The sequence below is a fragment of the Streptomyces sp. NPDC007971 genome (assembly GCF_042958635.1).
GTDB lineage: Bacteria > Actinomycetota > Actinomycetes > Streptomycetales > Streptomycetaceae > Streptomyces.
Genome location: NZ_JBIBJK010000006.1, coordinates 209,217 through 228,673, shown reverse-complemented (window position 1 = coordinate 228,673; position 19,457 = coordinate 209,217). Strand labels below are relative to the sequence as shown.

Genomic DNA, 19,457 nt, shown 5'->3' with positions numbered 1-19,457 from the left:
CGGTTATCCGAGGCGGCCGACGACTGTCATCGAGAATCCGCCTTGTTTGTTCGCCACCGTCTGTCGCGCAGGGGTTGCCTTTCCCTCGGACTTGATGTTGAGCCCGGAGGTGCTGTGGAGCTTGGGGTAGCCGCATTCGTAGCAGCGCTTGCCGGCCCGAGGTTCTGTGGGGATGGCGAAGTAGTTGCTGCCTCCGCATTCAGGGCACATCTCGGAGTCCCTGGCGTGGGCGGCCTGTCGAGGCGCCGGAGGCTGCTGCTCGTACTGGGGCTGGTACTGGGGCGCCGGCTGCTGGTACATCGGTGCCGACGGCTGGTAGGCGGGCGAGGGGGCGCCGAGGTGCCTGTTCCAGAAGTTGCTCACTACACCACTCCGTTTGAAATGAGGCCCTTGTCCTGGAGGTTGGAAAGCACCGCGATGACAGAGGCAGTGAGAATTGCCTGATAGTCCGTGCGGAACGCCGAATACTCAGCCGGGTCGTCATCCAAATCAGAGGTGTCCAGGATACCCCCGAAAAGGATGTCGGTGATGAGCGCTCCGTACACCGCGATGAGCGGGAGAAGCGGCTCAACTGCCGCCAGTCTCTCGGCCGATTCGAGCTGCTCCATTTCGAGCACCTCTTCGCTGCGTCCGACCTGTCCGCTCTTGACGAGCAGTTCGTTCTCTGCTCGGCCAGCGTTGAGGTCCTGCGCCAACTCGGCCTTGAGGACCTCGAAGGGAATCGTTCTCATTGCTCAATCCTTGGCTTCGGACCAGCGGTCGCAGACGACCACGTCGGCGGTGAGTGGGACGTTGATGAGGTGCTGGATTCCCTCGCCGATCATGGCCTCCTGGAGGATCTTGGAGCCGACGTCGACCAGGTCGTCCGGGCAGATGACGACGAGTTCGTCGTGGACGGTGAGGGAGAGCTTGATGCCGTCGTGGCCGCTCTCCTTTATGGCCTTGTGCAGCCGGACCATGGCGAGCTTGATCAGGTCGGCCGAGGAGCCCTGGATGAGGCTGTTGACCGCCCGACGCTCACCCTTGGCGCGCAGCCAGCCCTGGCTGGAGACGATCTCCGGCAGCCGGCGCTTGCGTCCGAGGAGCGTGGTGAGGTCGCGCGTCTTGCGCTTGCGGACGGTTTCGATGACCGAGCGGCGGAAGGCGTAGATCTCGGGGAACTGCTCCTCGTGGATGGCCATGATGCGCTCGGCCTCGCGCACCGTGATGCCGGCCATGGCTGCCACGGTCTCCGGGCCGGCCATGTACACGATGGCGAAGTTCAGGCCCTTGGCGACCTGGCGCATGTCCTTGGTGACTTCGTCCCAGGCGACACCGAACACGAGGGCCGCGGTGGCTGTGTGGGCGTCCACGCCGGCCAGAAAGCCCTCGTACAGGGCGCCGCGGCCGAGGTAGTGCGCGAGGACCCGCAGCTCGATCTGGCCCCAGTCGGCGACCAGGAGCTTGTAGCCCTTGGGGGCGACGAACAGGGAACGGACTTTGGTGCCCAATTCCGTGCCGGGTCTGGGCACGTTCTGAAGGTTCGGGGCCGAGCATGAGAATCGGCCGGTGCGGGCGCCGTACTGCTTGAAGATGGGGTGGATGCGGCCGTTGAAGATGCGCTTGGGCTGGCTGGCCTTGCCGAGGTAGCCGTAGACGTACGTCGACAGCAGCTTGTCGACCTCGGCGTACTCCAGGAGGATCCGGCAGACCTCGTTCTCCGGGTACGCCTCCAGCGTCTCGGCGTCCGTGGACCAGTCGCGGAAGCCGATCTTCTCGCGGTTGCGCTTCTTGGTCTTGCCGCCGTCGGTGAGCTTGATGGGCTTGAGGCCCTGGCCGCCCTTGGTCTTGGGCAGGAAGAGGATGTCCTGGCGCTGCTGGGGGGAGCCAACGTTGAAGACCTTCCCGGCGGCCCGGAAGAGCCTGGTTTTGATTTCCTCCAGCTTGATGACGAGTTCGTGCTCCAGCTCCAGGAGCCGGTCCTCGTCGACACAGGCGCCTGTGGGGTGCATGTCGAGCAGGACCTCGGTGACGGCGAGTTCGAGCGACATGATGCGGGAGAGGTCCTGCTCGACCAGGTCGCCGCACATCGCGCGCCACAGCAGCCAGGTGTACTTGGCGTCGAGGTAGGCGTATCGGGCGACCGTGGTGAAGCCGTACTTCTCGACTTCCTTGCCGACGTTCTCGGTGTCGTACTTGTGCTTGTAGCGTTTCTCGACGAGGTTCTTGAGGCCGTTGAGGCGGTTCTCGTCGAGGAGCCAGGAGCCGACGAGGGTGCAGCCGTAGGGCTTGGGCGGGATGCGTCCGCCGTAGTACTTCGCGAGGCTGCCGAGGTCGAAGGTCGCGGAGTGGGCGACCTTTCGCCGGCTGGAGAAGATCAGGGGTTCCAGCGCCTTGAAGACCTGGCTGGGGCGGAGCTGCTTGGGCGGAGCGCTCCACACCGCGGGGACGGTTTCCCGCTCTCCCGTCTGCTTGTTCTTGCGCCAGGTCGCCTTGGATATCAGGCGGTCACCGTTGGGGTGGCCCATCGGGATGACGACCGCTCGGCCGTGCGTGGCGAGCGCTATCCACAGGATCTCGTTGGCGACCGGGACGCCTCGGTGTTCGCCGACGGTCTCGATGTCGATGACGAACTCGTCGAACTGCTCGAAGTGCGCGACGACATCTTCGAGGTCGGCCATCGTGAGGATGACGTCGCGCACTCTCGTGTTCCTTCCGTGTCAGGCTGCGAGTTGGAGTCGTTCGGCGAGCAGAAGCTCGATGAGGATCAGGCGGTAGGCGGCGTATGCCTGGTGGGGAACGACGCCGTTGCCGACCTTGTGGAGTTGTTGGGAGCGGCTGAGGCCGGGGATGGTGGTGACTCGGCCGGGGATGCCCATGAGCCACTCGGCGAAGACCGCGGTCAGGCGGCGTCCGCCTCGGGGCCCAATCTCGGTCGGGTACGGCGCCGGAACTCCGATGACGGACTCCCATCGGTGGATTGCCGGCGCGTACTCTCCCCACCATTCGGAAGGTGAGTGACGAGGGTGCGCAGGTTCATCGCCCCAGTCGAGCCGGGGGCGTGTCCCGCTCCGCCCATGCCGTCGGACGCGGTCGGTGTTGGCAGCAGATGCACTACGGCCGCCGGCAAGTGCGTATAGCGTCCGCTGCTGTCCCGCTGGTTGGGCGCTCCCTTCGGGCCGTCGCTGGCCCTCGGAGTCGGCAGCATCGCCATCGGAAGGGGCTCCGCCGGCAAGAGCAAGGCGACCTCGCTCAGCGGTCGGCTCATCTTCCCGTGCCGGTTCCCAGTGCCGGCTTTCCAGTCCCGCGCCAGGGGCGTCGGCAGAAGGGAAGGCGACGCAGAACCATCGGTCGCGATGGTGGGCTGCTCCAACTTCGGAAGCTCGAAAGCACATCCATCGCGCGTCGTACCCGATCGCGGCCAGGTCCCCGAGTACTCGGTCGAGTCCTCGTCGAGCGATGGCTGAGACGTTTTCCAGGAAGACGAGGCGGGGTCGAAGTACGCGAATGGCTTCGGCGACGTTCCGCCAGACGCCCGACTTCTCGCCATCGATTCCCTTCCTGTGCCCTGCGTTGGAGATGTCCTGGCACGGGAAGCCCGCGCAGACGATGTCGACCTGGCCGATGAGTTCGGTCCAGTCAATGAAGGTGATGTCCCCGAGGTTGGGGAGGTCTGGGTGGTGGTGCGCGAGGATCTGGGTGGCGTAGCGGTCGATCTCTGCCACGTAGGCAACGGGCTCGCCGGTGAGTTCCTCAACTGCGATTTCTAGGCCGCCGAATCCCGCGCACAGGCCGAGGATCGGCATGCGTGTCCTTCAGGAGCGGGGTGGCCGCTCCCCACCCGGAGGAGAGGGGGTACAGGTGGGGAGCGGCCGGTCTGGTGGTCTAGTCGTCCTCGTCGTCTTCGTCCACGCCGTTGAGGACCTTCTGCACGGCGGCCTCCAGCTCGGCGCGGGTGCAGTGGCGCTCCCAGGCGTCCGCGTAGAGGGACTTGTCCAGGCGGTCGTAGTCGGCCTCGGTCAGCTCGTCGGCGTCCCAGTCCGAGTCGACGTCGCGGGCCTTGACCGCCTCGACGTGGTACTCGGTTTTGGTGCCCTTGCCCGTCTTGTGGACCGCGACGTACAGCTGGGGCGAGGTGAGGTCGCCGACGTTGTCCCTGCCGACCTTCTTGGGGTCCTTGGCGATGGCCTGGAGGGTGCGAGCGGCACGGATGCCTACCTCCCAGACCTTGTGGACCCACTTCTTGTCGTCCTCGTCCCACAGCGCCACGTTGAAGGTGGCGACCTTGCGGCCGTAGTGGTCGAGGTCGTCGCAGAGCGGGCAGTCCTCCTTCGGCGCGAGCCCACGGAAGGACCGCTTGCCGGAGGTGATCTCCCGGACGTAGTGGTACTCGTAGGAGTCAAAGGGTTCGGGCTGTAGGAGCCGGATGAGCTGGGGATCCTTGGTGATCTCCAGGCGCATCTCGTTCCTGGCTTCGAAGTCCTGGCCGCCGCTGCCGGCGACCTCGTCGAAGGCGCCCCAGCCGGCGGAGGCTCCCTGCTTCCGGGCCGAGTTGGTGCGCTCCCGGCCCTTGCGCGGGGTGTCATCGTCCTCGTCGAACACGTCGCGGTCCTGAGCCTTTCGACCGCGGCGGGTGCTGGGGGCGTCGTCCTCGTCGATCGAGTCTCGCCGGCTGCGGCCGGCACGTCGGGCGGCAGGTGCTGCGTCTTCCTCGAAGATGTCGTCGAGATTGCCTCGGGCCATAGATCAGTCCTCGTTGTCGGTGGCGGGGTGGACGTGCGCGAAGCTGTTCTCTTCGGTGGTGAGGTCGGCCGCCATCTGCCGCTCGCGCGCGAGCAGTTCGTCGATCGCGTCGTCCAGGACGCGCGGATCGGTGGACTTGACCCGGGCGGTTACCTCGATGTGCTCGTAGGAGCCGAGGTTGTAGCGCTCGGTGACCGTCTTCTCGTACTCCAGGACCGGCTTCACGCCGCCGCCTCCTTGCTCTTGAGCGCCTCGAACGCTTCCTTCACCCGCTCGGTGAAGTTGGTGTCCGTGATGCGGATGCCTCTTGGATCGCCGTCGAACAGGCCCTCCTGCGCCGCGATTTGGACGATCGCCTCAATCTGCTCGCGGGTGTACAGGCGGCGGTCGCCGTTGGCGGTCTTGCCCTTGATGAGGTAGGTGGCCTTGGGGATGACCCCGCCGTTCTCCCACTTGCGCAGGGTCACGGCGTCGCGTCGCAGCGCCTTAGCCAGGTGTCCGATGCCGAAGAACTCCCGGTAGCCACCCTTGTAGGGGCGGACCTGCGGCTTGGCGTCCCATCCGTCGGTGTCGTCGTGGCGGGCTTGCTCTGCGGACCGGGGGTCGATCTGGGTGCGCACCGGCCGGCGCGAGATGCGTCGGGTGGAGCCGGGGTAGAACTGTGTCGTGGGCGTCTCGCCGGCGATGCTGGCGAACTCGCTGTCCCAGTCCCTCATGCAGCCACCCGCACGAACCGGAAGCCTTCCTTCTCCGGGAAGATCCGCTCCAGGTCCTCTTCCGAGAGGAGTCCTTCCTGGTAGAGGACGTATGCCTCCTGGGGGTCGAACTGCCGGACCAGGGGGAAGAGCCGGTCGTAGATGACGGCGTCGTCGCCCTTCTCAGCGGCCTGGGTGTCGAGGTCGCGGGCGATGGTCTCAGCCTCGTCCTCGTCGAGCCCCTCGCTGGTGTAGCGCTCCAGCTTCAGGCCCTTGTACTGCTTGTCGCCGACACGGAGCGGGCGCGGCAGCTCGATGATGTAGCTGCCCTTCTCGTCCTTCACCCCGATTGCGCGCAGGTCGTCGGACATGTCGTCGCGCAGCTTGTTCAGCAGGGTCGTCTGGGTGTCGACGCGGCCCTTGATCAGGAACCACTGAGCAGCCTTGCGTTCGAATGCGGATTCCGGCGTGTTCGCGGTCAGTACCGACCCTGCCGGGGCGTCAGAGAAATCCACGCCGTGCTCCTCAAGTACGAGTAGGGAACAGTCGTCGCCAGGGCGGCTGACTGCGCGGTAACGCGGACCGCCGCAGATCGGGGGCTCGCCCTGGCGACTGATCACAGACTAACACCCTTGTTGCTCAAGTTGAAGAACAAGTTGAGCAACAAGTTGGAGGGCAGCAGTGAGCCCCGGCGGCTCATGCGTCCACCGGGGCTCTGCGGCGAGGGTCAGGCGGTCAGCGCCTCCTCCATCTCGCCGATCCGCTCATCCACGCTGTCCTTGTCGGTCTTGGCGGCCTTCCACTCCGCCTCGATCACCGGGAACTCGTCGCGCATGATCTGCCGGCAGCGGACCACCGTCGGCGCATCGTCCTCACCCATCTCGGCCACCAGCACCTTGTGCCACGCAGCGGCCGGGTGGTCGTCGTACGTCTTGCCGGAGGCCAGCCACTGCTTGATGAACTCGCGCGCCGTGGGCCGCAGCTTGGACTCCCGCCGACCGCCCTTCTTGCGCGCCCCCTGCTCGAAATCCTTGGCCATGAACTCCGCGAGCAGCTCCTCGACGGTGCGCTCCAGGTCATCCACACGTCCGTCCTCGACGGCCTGCTGCGGCGCGGTCTGGGAGTCGGCGTACTCAGTGCGGGCGAAGTGGACCTGACGCATGAGCCAGGGGCCGATCTCGCCCCAGATCAGCAGGAGGGTGGGCATCACGGCGTCGAAGAGGCCCTCGCCGTAGGCACGGCGCATGAAGGCGTCGGCGCAGTTGAGGCCGTAGGTCATGACGCCCATGAGGCCGAGCCAGATCCGCGGCCGGCGCAGCTCGGCGTCGCTCCAGCCACGCAGGCCGAGGTACTGCTGGCCGACCATGAGGCCGAGGTAGGAGAGGCTGACGGCCGGGGCGACGAGGGCCTGCACGTGCTCGGGGACGCCGAGCCGGGCCGCGAGCGCCCAGACGTTGCCGAAGTCGAAGAGGAACGCCAGGAGGATCGCGGACACGGTCATCGTCATGACGAAGTAGACCGTGAAGCGCTCGCCGGGGACTCTGTCCTGCTTCTTGGCCTCGGGCTCCGGCTTCGACCGGCGGCGGATAGGGTTCTGCATGGGAGTTACGGCTCCTGTCTCCGACGGCTCTGGGTGCGCGCCCAGAGCCGTCTTTTCGTGTGTGGGTACGTGGCGTCTGGGGCTGAAAGCCTTTCAGACCTTCCAGACCTTACAGAACTGCCAGGCCGGTACGCTACCGACATGGGGAAGATCGAGACCGTTGGCGTGCAGCAGGCGCGCGACAAGCTGCGGGACCACATCGACGCTGCGGTGCAGGATGACCAGATCACGGTCATCACCAGGCACGGCAAAGAGGTCGCTGCCCTGGTACCGGCCGAGTGGTACCAACGGGCTCGGGCTGCTCTGGAAGCTCAGGCAGCCGGCGAGAGCTGACGAAGCGAGCGCTCCAGGTTCTCCCGGAGCGTCTCCACGTCGTTGACGACCATTCCGTCGGCATCGGCGCCGCGGCCGTCGAGGATGGCCGAGGTGGTGCGGTTCTTGAACTGCCGACGCTGGTTGCGCCGCTCCTCCACTGTGCCAGCCGCCATGAAGTCGATGACCTGGACGGTGTCGTGCTGGCTGGAGGCGCGCACGTGCCGGGTGTCCTGCTGGTCCTGGGCGCCGGCTGAATCGCGCTGGTCGTAGTTGATGAGCACACGGGCCTCCGGAAGGTCGAGCCCGTAGCCGCCAGCCCCGGAAGCCAGGAAGAGACGCACATCCTTCTCGTAGGAGAAGAGCGCCTTGGCTTCTGCCTTCTTGAGCGCGTTGTGGTCTCCGGTGAACATCACCGAGCGGTACTGCGGCATGGCCTCGCCGATGAGCTTGAGCATGCCCTTGAAGAACGAGAAGACCACGATCTTCAGGTCCGGGTCCCGCATCAGTTCCTTGCGCAGGAGACGGGTCAGCTCTTCCAGCTTGGGCGAGTGGTCCAGCCCGTCGAGGACCCCGGATTCCGCCAGGGTCAGGCAGTACTTGCTGCCGCCCTTGCCGGCCAGGTAGCGCTCCGCCGAGTCCCTGATGAGTCCGGGGTGGTTGACCAGCATGTGAAGGGCCAGGAGCCGGCCCATCACGCGGCCCTGGGCGGTGTCCTCGGTGGGCTTGGCCTTGCCCGAGTAGAGCGCGGCCAGGTCGATGCTGCCGGAGCCATGGCCGGCCGCCTTGGACACCTCGAACAGGGTGTCCTTGGCGATACGGCGGTAGACCTTCGCGGTGGCCAGGTCGAGGTCGACGAGGACGTTGCTGCGCTCGACTGTCGGCATGTACTTCGCCACCTCGGGGTCTTCGCGGGTCTTGCGGACCATCGCGACGGAGACCTTCTGGTGGAGAAGGGGAAGGTTCTTGTACGCCACGGGGAAGCCGGTCCTGCCCTTCCCCTTGCTGCGGACGATGAAGGCGGGGTCGAAGTACTCCCAGGGCCCGAGGACTTCCGGGTCGACCCACTGGAACACGCTGAACAGCTCTTCCGGGTTGCCGTTGTCCATGACCGTTCCGGTCAGGCCGATGCGGTGGTCGGCCTTGATGCGCTTGATCTTCCGGGTCCGCTCGGCGTTGAATGTCTTGATCAGGGACGCCTCGTCGGCGACGACGATGCCCGGCTTGATCTTCCGTACGTCGGCCCAGTCGTGGACGAGGTTCTCGTAGGCGGTGACGACGTAGTCCGGCTGGTGCTGCTGGATGTAGTCGAACTGCTTCCTCTTCTGCTGCGGGGTTCCGTCGATGACGGTGCAGTGGTGGTCGGCCGGCACGACGATGTGGGCCTTGCCCACCTTGCGGTGCTTGGTGTCGACGTCGGTGAACTGGGCGATGCGCTCGGCCCATTGCCACTTCAGGGCGGCCGGCACGACGACCATGCAGGTGATGTGCCTGTCGGTGTCCATGAGCATCTCTGCGGCGGCGATGGCCATCACGGTCTTGCCGGTTCCCATGCCGTAGGCGGCGAGCATGGATCCGCGGTCGACGATGCGGTCGACGTCGTCGGCCTGGTAGGGGTGCAGGAGTCCCACGAACATCAGCGCCTCCCGAAGGCGGACAGGCGGCGCATCATCGGGTGGTAGGCGGCCTCGTATGCGGCCCGGTTCTGCTCGGGCGTCATCTCGCCGGGGTCCTTCACGGTCAGGTCGCCGTAGTCGAAGTAGCGAACGATCAAGCCGGTGCCGTGGAAGTGGTCGAAGACCTTGCGTCGCTCGCGCTTGCCGTCGTGGTCGTTGTCGTGGGCGGCGACCAGCCGGTTGAGGCGCCCTCCGAGGATGTGGAACTGCTTGGGCGTGAGGATGGCGCCGTAGCTCGCGAGCCCGCCGGCTACACCTGCCGTCCACAGGACGGCTGTGTCGATGGGCGACTCGACGAGCACGCCTTCCTCACCGTCGAGGGCCTGGAGGCCGAAGAGCGAGTCGCCCTTCTGCATGCCTTCCGGGTAGTTGAGGAAGTGTCCCTTCCCCTTCTCCTGCCAGCCCAGAAGTTTCCCGCGCTCGTCCCGGACGGGGAAGATCCAGTACTGCCGTTTCGGGTCCCAGAGGATCTCGAAGCGATTCGCTGCTTCAGCGGTGATGCCCTTGGCGGCGAGGGCCTTGGCCGGCGGTTCGGTGAACAGCGCCAGGTGCGACTCGGTGACCTCTTCGGCCTCCCGCTTCTTGGCGTACGTCTCGCCGGCGAGGAGGCGCACAGCCCGGTCGATGACGCCCTGGTCGCTCACCCACTGGACGGCGTCGTCCTCGCCCTGGCCGCGGATCTCCTCGGCGAGCCGGACGAAGGGGCCCCGGAAGTCGCAGGAGAAGCAGAGGAAGACTCCGGTGTCCTTGTGGACGTAGCAGGAAGGGTTTCGGTCTTCCTTCCCCTTCCGCCGCAGGTGTGCGGGGCAGGGGATCCGCCAGTTCTCGGAGTCCTCCCCCACGATCTCGATGCCCAGCTTCCCGAGTGCCGAGATGACGTCGCCGGGGATGGGTGCGTCGAAGAGGTCCTCGTTACCAGCCCGCGTACGCCGGGACATCGTCGTTCGCCTCCTCACCGAAGGGGTCGCCCTGCTGCTCGATCAGGGAGCCGGACTCCCAGTCGAGCTTCACGAACCACTCGTCCTTGGGGACGTTGCGGCCGGCCAGGACCTTGAGCTTGTAGAACATGGGGTCGTCGGTCTGCTCGACGCCGAGCGCGAGGGTGGCGTCCTGGGCGAAGGCCGAGGTGTAGCCCATGGAGCCGGAGTTGAGGCCGTTGGAGCCGAGCTTGGAGCGCAGGGCCTGCGTGGTAACGACGAACGGCAGCCCGTTGCGGGCGGCCATGCGCTTGATGCCGCGGCTGATGTTGGTCATGGCCAGCGGGGTCTGCTGCTCGCCGGAGACGGAGTCCACGAAGAAGTACGCGCCGTCGATGATGACCGAGTCCGGCTGGTACTCGTCGATCTTGGCCTGGACGTTGTCGAGGGTCATCCGGGCGGAAGGGTCTTCGGCGATGATGTAGTCGCCCATCCCCTCCAGCTTCCGCATGGCCTTCTCCAGGCGCTTCCACTCCAGCTCGTTGAGTTCGCCAGCTCGGAGCTTGCGCTGGCTGATGCCGGCCAGGAAGGCGTCCAGGCGCTCGGAGATCTCCATGGCGCTCATCTCGAAGGAGAAGAGCAGGGGGCGAGCACCGACGGAGTGCATGGCGCGGGTGATGGCCAGAAGGGTCGTGGTCTTGTTCGACTTCTCCAGGCCCGTGAGGGTGACCATCTGACCGGCCTGGAGGCCGAGGGTGAGTCGGTCGAGCGAGGGGAAGCCGGTAGGAAGACCGATCAGCTCCCCTTCCTCCCGCTCGGCGTAGGAGCGGTAGGTGGCGAGGCGGTCGTCGACCGTGCGCGCCCAGTTGAAGTCGTTCCCGACCGGAGTGTCTTCGGCGACCTTGCTGATCAGTGCTCGGACGATGTCGAGGGCGTGGTCGGTGTCGCCCTGGCTGACGAGCGCCTCGACGGCCGCGTTGAGGCCGCGCTCGGTCAGAGCGGTGCGGCGTCGGTCGCGGATCCGGTCGATGAGGTAGTCGATCGGCTCGTCGACCTGGGCGACCTCGAACGTGGGGTGGTCGGCCCGAACGGCGTCGAGGGTGGGCGCCGTGCCGTACTCGGCGTTGTAGGCGATCATGTCCTCGAAGACACGCCGGATGTCGCCGTTGGTGATGTGTCTCGGCTTGATCTTGGCGTTGAGGACCGTGGTGATGTCCCCCGTGGCGATGACCTTGCACAGGAGCTTGTGCTCGTGCGACAGGACCGCGGTCACGCGCTTCCCCCCTTCAGTGCCGTGATGATGGTGTTGATCAGGACCGTCTTGCCTGTGCGCTTCGGCCACTCGACGTGGAGCCGGAAGGTGGACCAGTCGGGCTCGACGCCATCCAGGCGCATCTGGGCGAGGATGACTGCGAGTCCGGAGCGCTCGATTCGGCGCACTTGGTGCCGAGGCAGCCAGGCCGGCAGCTCGAAGCTGTGCTGGTAGAGGTGGGCTCCGTCGCAGGTCTCAGGCACGCCGCAGGTCCTCGCCGGTCATGGGTATGACGTCGCACGCTTCCGAGAGGAAGGACTGCATCGAGGCGTTGTAGACCTTGTCCCAGTCGCCGGGCTTGTTGTTGCTTGTCAGGATGGTCGGCCGGGCGTTGCGGAACCGGCCGCGGATCAGGGCGTCGAAGACGTCGGCGGCGTAGCCGGATGCCGTGTGGTGCTCCTTGCCCATGTCGTCGAGGACGACGAGGGGCCAGGTGAGGACCTTCTCCAGGAGCTTCTGGAGGGCCATGAACTTCTCGCGGGCGTACTCGTCTCCGGTGGCCTGGTAGAGGTCGCGCCAGTTGCGGTGCTCGATCAGGGCCTGGACGTAGTCAGCGAACGGGACGAACAGAATGCGGCCGGCGCCGCCGGGGTTCTGCTGCCGGATGGTGGTGAGCAGGGCGCATGCCGTGGTCGTCTTGCCGGTGCCGGCGTTGCCGAAGAGCAGCAGGCCCCGGCCTATGCGGCTGCGGTCTGCCGGGATGTCGGCCATGGTCGAGCCGTCCGGGATGTGCCTCTGGCGCCAGGTGGCGACGAAGTCCTCGACGGCCTTGCGTACGTGCGGTTGGAGCCGGGTGAGGGTGTCGATCCCCAGCCCCCAGTGCTGCACCGGGAGCTTGGCGGTGTTCCAGACAAGGCTCATGTCCTTGGCCGGTGCCTCGGCGGTCTGCACGGTCCTCCTCCTCCGGTGGGTTGAGGACCACATTGAACCACAATTTGTTGCTCAACTTGAAGCACAAGTTGTTACTCACCACGTCCACTCGGCCGCCGGCTGGTTCTCCGCAGGCTTGTCCCAGCCGTGGTAGACCTCGTCCGGGCGCTCGTTCGCGGCCCGCGCCTCACGGTCCTTGCGCACCGCGTCGATGAGCAGCGCACGCTTGCCGATGAAGTCCTGCCACGGGAGCGCACGCGGGTTCCGCAGGCCCTCCGTGGTGGCGTACAGCTCCGACATTGCCCGCAGCTCGTCCGGGGTGAAGCCGGCCTGCTTCAACTTCACGAAGTGGCTGGCGAGCGCCTTCACATTGGACTCCAGGCCGAACGCCCACGGCTGCGCCCCGACGGTGTCGCGCCAGTGCCGGGCCAGCCCAGGGCCGGTGTCAGGACCCGGCCGACGGCCACTGGAGGCCCGATCCCCCCGACCGGCACCCCAGCTGCCCCGCGAGCCCTCCAAGTCGCCCTGAGCAGGCTTCTCGTCGTCCCACAGGCCCATGGCCTTGGCCGGGTCGTACTGGTCCTCCTCAGCCGCCCGCTGCTGCTCCTCGGCCCGTCGAGAGACCCTGCGCGGCGCCGTTCGCGGAGCGTGCGGCCCTTCCGAAGGAAGGAGATTCTTTGAATCTCCTTCTTGTTGCGCCAGATTTGGCGTGACCCCTACGTCAGTTTTGGCGTGACCTGCCTTCTCCTCCGGGTCTGCCAGGTAGTAGTTGCACGGGCCACCCGCCCAGCGCCGCTCGACGCGCAGCCAGCCGCTTTCACGAAGCTCGGCTATGCGGCGGTTGACGGTGCGCAGGGACCAGCACAAGGCTGCGGCCAGCGTCTTCTGCTTGGGGAAGGCACAGCCGTTGCGGCCGGCGTACTTGGCGAGGGCGAGTCCCAAGATGCGCGCCTGCTCGGAGATGCTGGTGTCGAAGATGAAGACGTGCGGTGCCTTGACCCACAGCTCGTGGGCTTGCAGCGTGTCCTCCTGCTGCGCGTCGGTCACCGGCCACCCGCAGAGGTGATCAGGCCGGCAGACTTCAGCTCGATCCACCAGCCGTTGATCTTCGGCAGGCTGTCGGGCAGCTCCTCGGCGAGTGCTGCGGGCGTCATGGTGGCGCCCTCCTCGCGGGTCAGCAGGTAGGCGTACAGGCCGCGTGCTCCGCAGGAGATGCGGGTGTCGGCGGCGATCTCGCGGGGGATGCTCACGGGCGCGTTGGCCCAGCCCTGGAGGGTCCCCGTCGGGAAGTCGTCGTGGCTCATGTGGTCACCTCGATAGCGGTGGGGCAAGGGGAAGCGGGGCGGCCGGAACCGCCCCGCTGAATGGCCTTGTCAGGCCGCGACTTCCCGGATCTCGACGTCCTTGCGGGGTCGGCCGCGCAGGGGCTCCCACTGCTGCGTCTTCGGGTTCAGCCACTCCTTGCGGACCTTGCCGGTGGCCCGCTTCGCCGGCTCCTCCACCGCCTCGGACAGGACCGGTTCGGCGGCCTGGACGGCGCCGGCCTTGACCTTCTCCAGGCCCTTGATGGCCAGGGCGGTGATGGGGCGGTAGCGGACCTCGGCGAGGTTGGCGGCGGCGTTGGACTCGTCGACCAGGCGCAGGTGCCGGACGACGGCCTCCAGGACCTCGACGACGTCCTCGTTGGGCTGCTGGTAGCGCTCGATGTGGACGACGTCGCGGTGCGCCGCGGCCACCTCCTCCTCCAGCGTCCCCTCCGGCTCGACGGCCGGCGGCTGCTCGGGGAGCGGTACGAGGGTCTGGGTGCCGCCCGCGCAGGGCTCCTCGTCGGCCTCGGGCTCCTCCTCGGTGGTGCCCTCGTCGTCGGCCGGACCCTCGTCCTCCCCCGCGGTTTCGTCGGCTTCGGCCTCGGGCTCCGGCGGGTTGATCTGCTTCAGCGCGTCGCGCAGGTCCAGGACCGTGATGTCCTCGCCGTGGGCGTACTCGACCAGGTCGCGCAGGTCGTCGTCGCCTTCGTCGCCCGCCACCACGAGGTAGCGGTCGCCGTCGCGCTCGGCGAGGGTGCTGCCGAGGACGGTGTACACCTCCTCGTCCCGCGCGGGGACCGCGCTCTCGGCGTTGTCGCGGATCACCTTGGACGCCTTGTCGAGGGTCTGGGCGACGACCGCGGTGTAGGGCACCTCGGGGTCGACCTCGCCGGACCAGTTGTAGACGGCCTTGACGGCGGGGGTGACGTGCTCGGCGGCAGCGGGGAGGACGAGCTGCACTTCGTCGTCGTTGGTGGGACGGCCCTTGCTGTCGATGCCGAGCCAGTCGTCGAACAGTTCGGTGACGGTGCCCTTGTCAACGGGCCCGTAGCCGGCGACTGCGATGTGGATGGTGGCCAAATGTGCTCCTTGTACGGGCACGTCACGCCGTCCGGACGGACGCGCCGGAAGATCAAAGACTTGTGGAACATCTTAACGTACAAGTGCTTCAACTTGTGGAACAAGTTGACCAACAAGTGAGCCCGCCCCGGAATCCGGGGCGGGCTCGTGGACGGCCGTGCTCGATCAGCCCTCGGCGTCCGCCGGGACCGGAGCCTTGTAGAGCGCCTTGGCCAGCAGCTCCTGGAGGGTTGTGTCCTTGTAGACGCCGTAGTGCGCAGCGACACCGAAGACGAAGGCCGAGGCTGCGGACCAGCCGGCGATGGTCAGGTTGAAGTTGGCGGGGCCAGCCACGTACTCGGTACCCAGACCACCGGCCGCAGACAGCGCGGCGAGGATGGTGCCCTTGACCCAGCCGGCCCAGCTCTCCTTGGAAACAAAAGCGACCAGCAGGGGAAGGACGGCACCGACCAGCACATTGACAAGGCTTACTTTGTCCATTGGCACTCCGGAATTCTTACGAGAAGTCGAGATTGAACGTTGTCCCCCACGGCACATTGTCCTGGAGAATTTCCGTGAGGCGTTGCGCGTGCCGCGCCCTTCCGGGGAAATACAGACTCTTCGAGGCGTCGTTCGTTCCCTGCCACAGGTAATCCGCAGAAGGGTCGGACCCGTCGAAGAAATCACCCAGCTCCGTACCCTCTTCCAGCAGGACGTCATCCATCCAGAAGAGGACGCCGTTGGTGCTCGCCTGGTACGTGGCCTTGGGCACCATGACGCCCCCGTAGACCTGTCGGGTGCTGGTGGCCGGCGGGGTCCAGGTGTTGTAGACACGGACCCAGTTCCCGTCCACCAGGTCGGGTCGGTTGGCCTTGATCCAGTCCGAGTTGGGCCCGAACTGGTAGGCCGCGGCGAGCGGATCCCAGACGGCGGCGCTGACCGGCGGGTAGCCGGCGGGGACGTTCACCCACGCCGAGATCGTGTGCGGGACGCCGGTATGCAGCAGGTCTCCGCCCTTGGTGCCAGGGTTGATGCCACCGAGCGCGGCGATGCCCACCTGGGACCCCGGAGTCCCACCTGCCGGACTCTGGAACTTCACCGACCCGCTCTTGGTCCGCCCGGTGGCGCTGTCCCAGGTGAATGTGTTGGTCACTCCTGAAGGACCGAAGAATCCCCAGCGGGAGGTGCCGGAATTGAATCCGGGATTGTTGACGAGGTTGACCCGCTTGGGCTTTACCTTGATGTTCAGCTTTCTCGGCGCCACCCAGTCCGGAACCTGGTAAGCGGGGTCTGCGGATTCGTATGCGATGAAGTGGGCGTCGGCGTAGAAATACCAGCCGATCTGGGGAGACCCGGAACCGTAATACACGAAGGGCGTCACGCACGCGTACCGGGCTGTGCTCGGGGCCGTGACGCTGACTTGCGCGGTCGACCAGATGCCGTTGGGCAGGCTGGTGTTGTCCGCAGCCGACGAGAGGCCGTCGTAGACCAGGTTGTAGTTGGCGTCGTAGCAGCGCACCCAGACGCGCCACTTCCGGGACACATCCGTCGACACGGAGACGCGAGCGGCGATCCGTCCGCTGCCGGCCTTCAGCGGGGCGAGGGCGTCGGTGTGCGGGTCGAGTCCCCATCCGGTCGAGCCGCTGGGGATGTAGAGGATCGTGGACTTGGCGGAGTAGGCGCCGACCATCGCGCGCTCCTGGGTGCGGGTGGCGATGGTGCCGTTGTACGACTCGTAGCACATGTGGTCGTCGTGCACGGCCGCGGAGCGGTCCAGCAGGTTGCCGAACGGAGCCTGGGCGAGCTGGATGCGGTCGAACGCCATCGTGCTGGAGGCCGGCATGCCGTCCCAGCGCAGGCCCACACTCGCGTAGGCGGCCCCGTTCCACAGCGTGCCTGCCTCGCCGCGGTTGTAGTCGATCGGCGCTGTGGCAGTGAGGCTGGTCCTCTGCCACGCGGACGTCACGGCGGTCAGCGCCTCCGAGCCGGCGATCCACGACATGGCTGGGTCCGGGCATGCGGGGTTGGCAATGCCGAGGTCGGCAAACCCTCCGGCCGGCATGAGGGTGTTGATGGCGCCCGTGCCGCTTGAGGTGCTCGTGGCTGTGCCGCTGATCACCAGCGAGTACTGGACGACGGGGTCGCTGCCCGTGGTCGAGGTGGTCGCCTGGATGGGCTGGGTAGACAGGACCGGCATCACAGACTCCTTTCGAGCAGGCCGAAGAACGCGCCGTCGGGTGTGGCCTGTGCGACCGAGGCCAGCTTGCGCGGCGCGATGCCGGGACCGACGTACTGGTAGACCTCGATCAGGCTGCCGACGTGGTTGACGTAGATGCGTCCGCCGTCGGGGACCTCCGGCCAGGTCGCCATGACCGTGATGGTGCCGCTGACCGTCTTGGTCAGCCGGGTGCGCGAGGCCATCCAGAAACTGCTGGCGTCGCTGTTGCAGCGGAAGACGATGCCGTGTTCCGCGCCCGCGCCGAGCCGCGGCCGGCTCATGAACGTGATGAAGAGCCGCTGGTCACCGATCGGGGCGCCCCACGGGATCGTGTTCAGAGCCCACACCTTGTACGGGGTGGTGCTCGGCGTGACCGGGGACAGCATGCCGTCGGAGACGACCCATGTGCCACTCGTCGTCCAGGCGCTCGATGTGAGCCAGAAGGAGCTGTTGATGGAGTAGCTGCGGTCTCCGCTGAGGCTGGAGTTCGGCTCGTTGAAGCGCTGGAAGAACACCTGGCCGACGGTGCGCTGGTCGTAGTTCGTGATCACCAGGTTGCCCTGCTCGTCGTACCACTCGACGAAGGGCCGCGCGACCGTGCTGGTGGTTCCGGCGAGCAGCTTGGTGTACGCAGAGACGGTGAAGCTCTGCTGCGCCGAACCGGCGAAGGCCCAGTAGGTGTTGTCCGCCGCGTCTCCGTCCGGCTGCTTGTTCCGGGAGTCCACGCGCGCCGTGTACGCGAAGTTGTTGTAGGCCACGCGGTCGCCGGCTACGTAGCCGACCTGGGGACTCCACTGCGGGTTCCGGTTGAGCGGGGCACCCCACTGACGCACCATGGTCTGCATCGGGAGCGGAGCGCTCCCCTGAGTGTCGGCGACCTCCCACACATCACGGTTGGTTCCGGGCTGTACTCCCGTGTTCTTGACCAGCGCTCGCCAGACCGTACCGCCGGAGTCCCGAACGAGGTTGTCGAGGACGTAGACCGTGGTCGACGACCAGGTCGGCGCCACGGGCGTACCGACCGAGCGGACGCCGAGGGTGGCTGCGGACGCCCCCTGGTTGGTTACGGTGCCAGCGTTGTTGTCGGTGGCGGTCCCGGTGACGGCGGTCAGGCCCGCGGCGACACTCAGGCCGCCGGGGTAGGCGCCCGTCGTGAGGTTTTGCAGGCTCCACGTCGAGGGCGACAGGGTAATGGGATTGGTCAGTGCACTGCCGACGTCGAGCCGGGTGGAGTCGGTGACCTTGCTCCACCATCCGCTGCCGGCCACGGGTTCCTGCCCGTGCGAGGGGTCGACGGTGCCGGTGACGATGAAGGTGTTGAGTCCGGCGTTGTATCCCGTCGCCGCCGCGTTCTTGCTGACGACCTTCATCATGAAGGTGTGCGTGCCCGCAGTCAGGGTGTAGCGGCCGAGGTAGCGGGTCGAGTACCAGATGCGCGGCTTGCCGAGGAGCGTTGACAGGTAGTGGTCGACCGTACCGATGCTGCTCTGCACGCCGTCGATGTAGTAGTTCGTCTTGCCGTAGGACGTGCCGTCGATGGCGGCGACGGACAGGTCGTAGACGCCGTCCGCAGCGATGGTGAAGTTCAGCGTGACGTAGGAGTTGACCGGGCCGCTGAGCGAGAGGTTGGGGTTGACGCTCAGGATGAAGGCACCGTTGGTGCCCTGGGCGGTGCCGCCGGATGGGTTCTTCGTGACGGTGCCCGAACTTGCTGCCACGGTCAGGGTGTCGGCTCGCGTCTGGGTGCTGACGGACTTCACCGCGGTCCAGAGGGCGCCGTTGTGGTCGACGACCTCGCCACCCTGGTACGTAAGGTCCTTGTTCCAGTCGAGGTAGATCGGGTTGGCGAAGGTGGCCTGGTCTTGGTTGAGCATGAGGTTGCTGCTGTCGTCGATCTCGACGTCCCAGCCGGTGAGGGTGTTGATGAGGTCGGCGATGCCTGCATCTGTGCCCCGGCTTCTAGCCAGGTCGACGGCCTTGCGGGTGTGCAGACGGCGGCGGAGGGGCTCGTCGCTGACCTCGGTGGACACCCCGAACTGGTGCGCCAGGTGCTCGATGGCACTGTTCGGTGCCGTGTCGATCCGTCGCAGGTCGCGCAGGATGCCTGTCTCGGTGGCGATGGTGTCGAGCTGGTGCCCGAAGATCGAGAGGAACTTGTACAGCTCGGGGTTGGTGACGCCGTCCTCGAAGCCGGTGACCTCGGTGGTGTCGAGGCGGTAGGCACGAGGGATCGACTCGTACAGGCGCAGCGCATAGCCGGCGTCGAGTACGGACAGGCCAGCGGCTGCGCCGGCCCGGACCCAGTCCTCGGTGAGGGTGGCCGGCTCCCAGTAGTTGGTGTCGCTGCCGGGTGTGATGCCGGTGCTGCCGACCATGGCGCCGTAGTTCACGCCGTTGTAGCTGACGACGTCGCCTGCTGCGTACGTGGCGGTGCTCGACCAGGCAGTGACGCCCAGGAAGATCCCGTAGTAGAAGACCCGGCCCTGGGGCAGGTCGAGGTCGTCCCAGGTACGGCCTGGAGCGCTCTGCGGGATCTCGGCAACGACGGTGCCGTCATCGCCGTGCGCCGGCACACCGTAGGCGTTGCGGACGATCCGCAGAACACTCCAGGTGTTCTGGGACGCGGCTCCCCAGGCGAGCTGGATGTGGCCGGGGGCGACGGACGTCGCGGTGACCGGCTCGACGCTGTACTGGACTGCCGTGTCGGCGCCGTACAGGCTCTTGCCGTAGTAGTCGTAGCCGTACACGGCCATGTGTGTGTCTCCTGGG

Annotated in this window: 21 protein-coding genes; 1 reads left to right on the top strand and 20 read right to left on the bottom strand. The window is 66.7% G+C overall.

The window, feature by feature from the left end:
• Positions 1–3 precede the first annotated feature (3 nt).
• From ACFZCP_RS14770 to ACFZCP_RS14730, 9 genes are all read right to left on the bottom strand, one after another.
• Positions 4–363, bottom strand: coding sequence for a hypothetical protein (locus ACFZCP_RS14770; protein WP_391427341.1), 360 nt, complete (start codon positions 361–363; stop codon positions 4–6).
• Entirely contained in the window at positions 363–731 is a 369-nt protein-coding gene (locus tag ACFZCP_RS14765) for a hypothetical protein (RefSeq protein WP_391427339.1), read from the bottom strand. Before ACFZCP_RS14765 ends, ACFZCP_RS14770 begins: the two co-directional genes overlap by 1 nt.
• A 3-nt stretch (positions 732–734) precedes the next feature.
• Positions 735–2,681, bottom strand: coding sequence for a DNA polymerase (locus ACFZCP_RS14760; RefSeq protein ID WP_391427337.1), 1,947 nt, complete (start codon positions 2,679–2,681; stop codon positions 735–737).
• An 18-nt stretch (positions 2,682–2,699) separates the two neighbouring features.
• The gene (locus ACFZCP_RS14755) at positions 2,700–3,785 is read right to left on the bottom strand and encodes a DNA cytosine methyltransferase (protein WP_391427335.1); all 1,086 of its coding nucleotides are present in this window, start codon (positions 3,783–3,785) and stop codon (positions 2,700–2,702) included.
• Positions 3,786–3,864: 79 nt separating this feature from the next.
• Positions 3,865–4,722 carry a hypothetical protein gene (locus ACFZCP_RS14750; RefSeq protein WP_391427333.1) on the bottom strand — a complete coding sequence of 286 codons (858 nt, stop codon included), beginning with the start codon at positions 4,720–4,722 and terminating at the stop codon, positions 3,865–3,867.
• Positions 4,723–4,725: 3 nt separating this feature from the next.
• Positions 4,726–4,947, bottom strand: a complete 222-nt coding sequence (locus ACFZCP_RS14745) for a hypothetical protein (RefSeq protein ID WP_391427331.1) — start codon at positions 4,945–4,947, stop codon at positions 4,726–4,728.
• Positions 4,944–5,438, bottom strand: a complete 495-nt coding sequence (locus tag ACFZCP_RS14740) for a hypothetical protein (protein ID WP_391427329.1) — start codon at positions 5,436–5,438, stop codon at positions 4,944–4,946. Before ACFZCP_RS14740 ends, ACFZCP_RS14745 begins: the two co-directional genes overlap by 4 nt.
• On the bottom strand, positions 5,435–5,932 hold the full coding sequence (locus tag ACFZCP_RS14735) for a hypothetical protein (protein ID WP_383539561.1): 498 nt from the start codon (positions 5,930–5,932) through the stop codon (positions 5,435–5,437). Before ACFZCP_RS14735 ends, ACFZCP_RS14740 begins: the two co-directional genes overlap by 4 nt.
• 212 nt (positions 5,933–6,144) lie before the next feature.
• Positions 6,145–7,017 carry a hypothetical protein gene (locus ACFZCP_RS14730; protein ID WP_391427327.1) on the bottom strand — a complete coding sequence of 291 codons (873 nt, stop codon included), beginning with the start codon at positions 7,015–7,017 and terminating at the stop codon, positions 6,145–6,147.
• Positions 7,018–7,158: 141 nt separating this feature from the next.
• Here ACFZCP_RS14730 and ACFZCP_RS14725 point away from each other — a divergent pair, with 141 nt between their 5' ends.
• Positions 7,159–7,350, top strand: coding sequence for a type II toxin-antitoxin system Phd/YefM family antitoxin (locus tag ACFZCP_RS14725; protein ID WP_383539565.1), 192 nt, complete (start codon positions 7,159–7,161; stop codon positions 7,348–7,350).
• Here the strand turns inward: ACFZCP_RS14725 and ACFZCP_RS14720 are convergent.
• From ACFZCP_RS14720 to ACFZCP_RS14670, 11 genes are all read right to left on the bottom strand, one after another.
• Positions 7,329–8,966 carry an SNF2-related protein gene (locus ACFZCP_RS14720; protein ID WP_391427324.1) on the bottom strand — a complete coding sequence of 546 codons (1,638 nt, stop codon included), beginning with the start codon at positions 8,964–8,966 and terminating at the stop codon, positions 7,329–7,331. The two genes, ACFZCP_RS14725 and ACFZCP_RS14720, sit on opposite strands and share 22 nt — an antisense overlap.
• Positions 8,966–9,943 (bottom strand): toprim domain-containing protein, encoded by a 978-nt coding sequence (locus tag ACFZCP_RS14715; RefSeq protein WP_391427323.1) that lies wholly within the window; start codon positions 9,941–9,943, stop codon positions 8,966–8,968. Before ACFZCP_RS14715 ends, ACFZCP_RS14720 begins: the two co-directional genes overlap by 1 nt.
• Positions 9,918–11,195: a DnaB-like helicase C-terminal domain-containing protein gene (locus ACFZCP_RS14710; protein WP_391427320.1), complete on the bottom strand. Its 1,278-nt coding sequence runs from the start codon at positions 11,193–11,195 to the stop codon at positions 9,918–9,920. The genes ACFZCP_RS14715 and ACFZCP_RS14710 overlap by 26 nt, the downstream gene beginning before the upstream one ends.
• Entirely contained in the window at positions 11,192–11,437 is a 246-nt protein-coding gene (locus ACFZCP_RS14705) for a hypothetical protein (RefSeq protein ID WP_391427318.1), read from the bottom strand. The genes ACFZCP_RS14710 and ACFZCP_RS14705 overlap by 4 nt, the downstream gene beginning before the upstream one ends.
• Positions 11,430–12,125: an ATP-binding protein gene (locus tag ACFZCP_RS14700; RefSeq protein WP_391427316.1), complete on the bottom strand. Its 696-nt coding sequence runs from the start codon at positions 12,123–12,125 to the stop codon at positions 11,430–11,432. Before ACFZCP_RS14700 ends, ACFZCP_RS14705 begins: the two co-directional genes overlap by 8 nt.
• A 75-nt stretch (positions 12,126–12,200) precedes the next feature.
• Positions 12,201–13,151 carry a helix-turn-helix domain-containing protein gene (locus tag ACFZCP_RS14695; protein WP_391427314.1) on the bottom strand — a complete coding sequence of 317 codons (951 nt, stop codon included), beginning with the start codon at positions 13,149–13,151 and terminating at the stop codon, positions 12,201–12,203.
• The gene (locus tag ACFZCP_RS14690) at positions 13,148–13,408 is read right to left on the bottom strand and encodes a hypothetical protein (protein WP_391427312.1); all 261 of its coding nucleotides are present in this window, start codon (positions 13,406–13,408) and stop codon (positions 13,148–13,150) included. Before ACFZCP_RS14690 ends, ACFZCP_RS14695 begins: the two co-directional genes overlap by 4 nt.
• Before the next feature lie 69 nt (positions 13,409–13,477).
• Positions 13,478–14,491: a hypothetical protein gene (locus tag ACFZCP_RS14685; protein ID WP_391427310.1), complete on the bottom strand. Its 1,014-nt coding sequence runs from the start codon at positions 14,489–14,491 to the stop codon at positions 13,478–13,480.
• Between the two features lie 165 nt (positions 14,492–14,656).
• Positions 14,657–14,971, bottom strand: coding sequence for a hypothetical protein (locus ACFZCP_RS14680; protein ID WP_391427308.1), 315 nt, complete (start codon positions 14,969–14,971; stop codon positions 14,657–14,659).
• A gap of 16 nt (positions 14,972–14,987) precedes the next feature.
• A complete protein-coding gene (locus ACFZCP_RS14675; protein ID WP_391427306.1) occupies positions 14,988–16,667 on the bottom strand; it encodes a hypothetical protein in 1,680 nt (559 codons plus the stop codon).
• Positions 16,667–19,441 carry a carbohydrate-binding protein gene (locus tag ACFZCP_RS14670; RefSeq protein WP_391427303.1) on the bottom strand — a complete coding sequence of 925 codons (2,775 nt, stop codon included), beginning with the start codon at positions 19,439–19,441 and terminating at the stop codon, positions 16,667–16,669. Before ACFZCP_RS14670 ends, ACFZCP_RS14675 begins: the two co-directional genes overlap by 1 nt.
• Positions 19,442–19,457 lie beyond the last annotated feature (16 nt).

Excerpts from the sequence above, each read along its gene's own strand:
- ACFZCP_RS14680 (WP_391427308.1), bottom strand. The coding sequence starts at position 14,971 with ATGGACAAAGTAAGCCTTGTCAATGTGCTGGTCGGTGCCGTCCTTCCC.
- ACFZCP_RS14750 (WP_391427333.1), bottom strand. The coding sequence starts at position 4,722 with ATGGCCCGAGGCAATCTCGACGACATCTTCGAGGAAGACGCAGCACCT.
- ACFZCP_RS14675 (WP_391427306.1), bottom strand. The coding sequence starts at position 16,667 with ATGCCGGTCCTGTCTACCCAGCCCATCCAGGCGACCACCTCGACCACG.
- ACFZCP_RS14740 (WP_391427329.1), bottom strand. The coding sequence starts at position 5,438 with ATGAGGGACTGGGACAGCGAGTTCGCCAGCATCGCCGGCGAGACGCCC.
- ACFZCP_RS14730 (WP_391427327.1), bottom strand. The coding sequence starts at position 7,017 with ATGCAGAACCCTATCCGCCGCCGGTCGAAGCCGGAGCCCGAGGCCAAG.
- ACFZCP_RS14690 (WP_391427312.1), bottom strand. The coding sequence starts at position 13,408 with ATGAGCCACGACGACTTCCCGACGGGGACCCTCCAGGGCTGGGCCAAC.
- ACFZCP_RS14720 (WP_391427324.1), bottom strand. The coding sequence starts at position 8,966 with ATGTTCGTGGGACTCCTGCACCCCTACCAGGCCGACGACGTCGACCGC.
- ACFZCP_RS14715 (WP_391427323.1), bottom strand. The coding sequence starts at position 9,943 with ATGTCCCGGCGTACGCGGGCTGGTAACGAGGACCTCTTCGACGCACCC.
- ACFZCP_RS14670 (WP_391427303.1), bottom strand. The coding sequence starts at position 19,441 with ATGGCCGTGTACGGCTACGACTACTACGGCAAGAGCCTGTACGGCGCC.
- ACFZCP_RS14725 (WP_383539565.1), top strand. The coding sequence starts at position 7,159 with ATGGGGAAGATCGAGACCGTTGGCGTGCAGCAGGCGCGCGACAAGCTG.
- ACFZCP_RS14755 (WP_391427335.1), bottom strand. The coding sequence starts at position 3,785 with ATGCCGATCCTCGGCCTGTGCGCGGGATTCGGCGGCCTAGAAATCGCA.
- ACFZCP_RS14765 (WP_391427339.1), bottom strand. The coding sequence starts at position 731 with ATGAGAACGATTCCCTTCGAGGTCCTCAAGGCCGAGTTGGCGCAGGAC.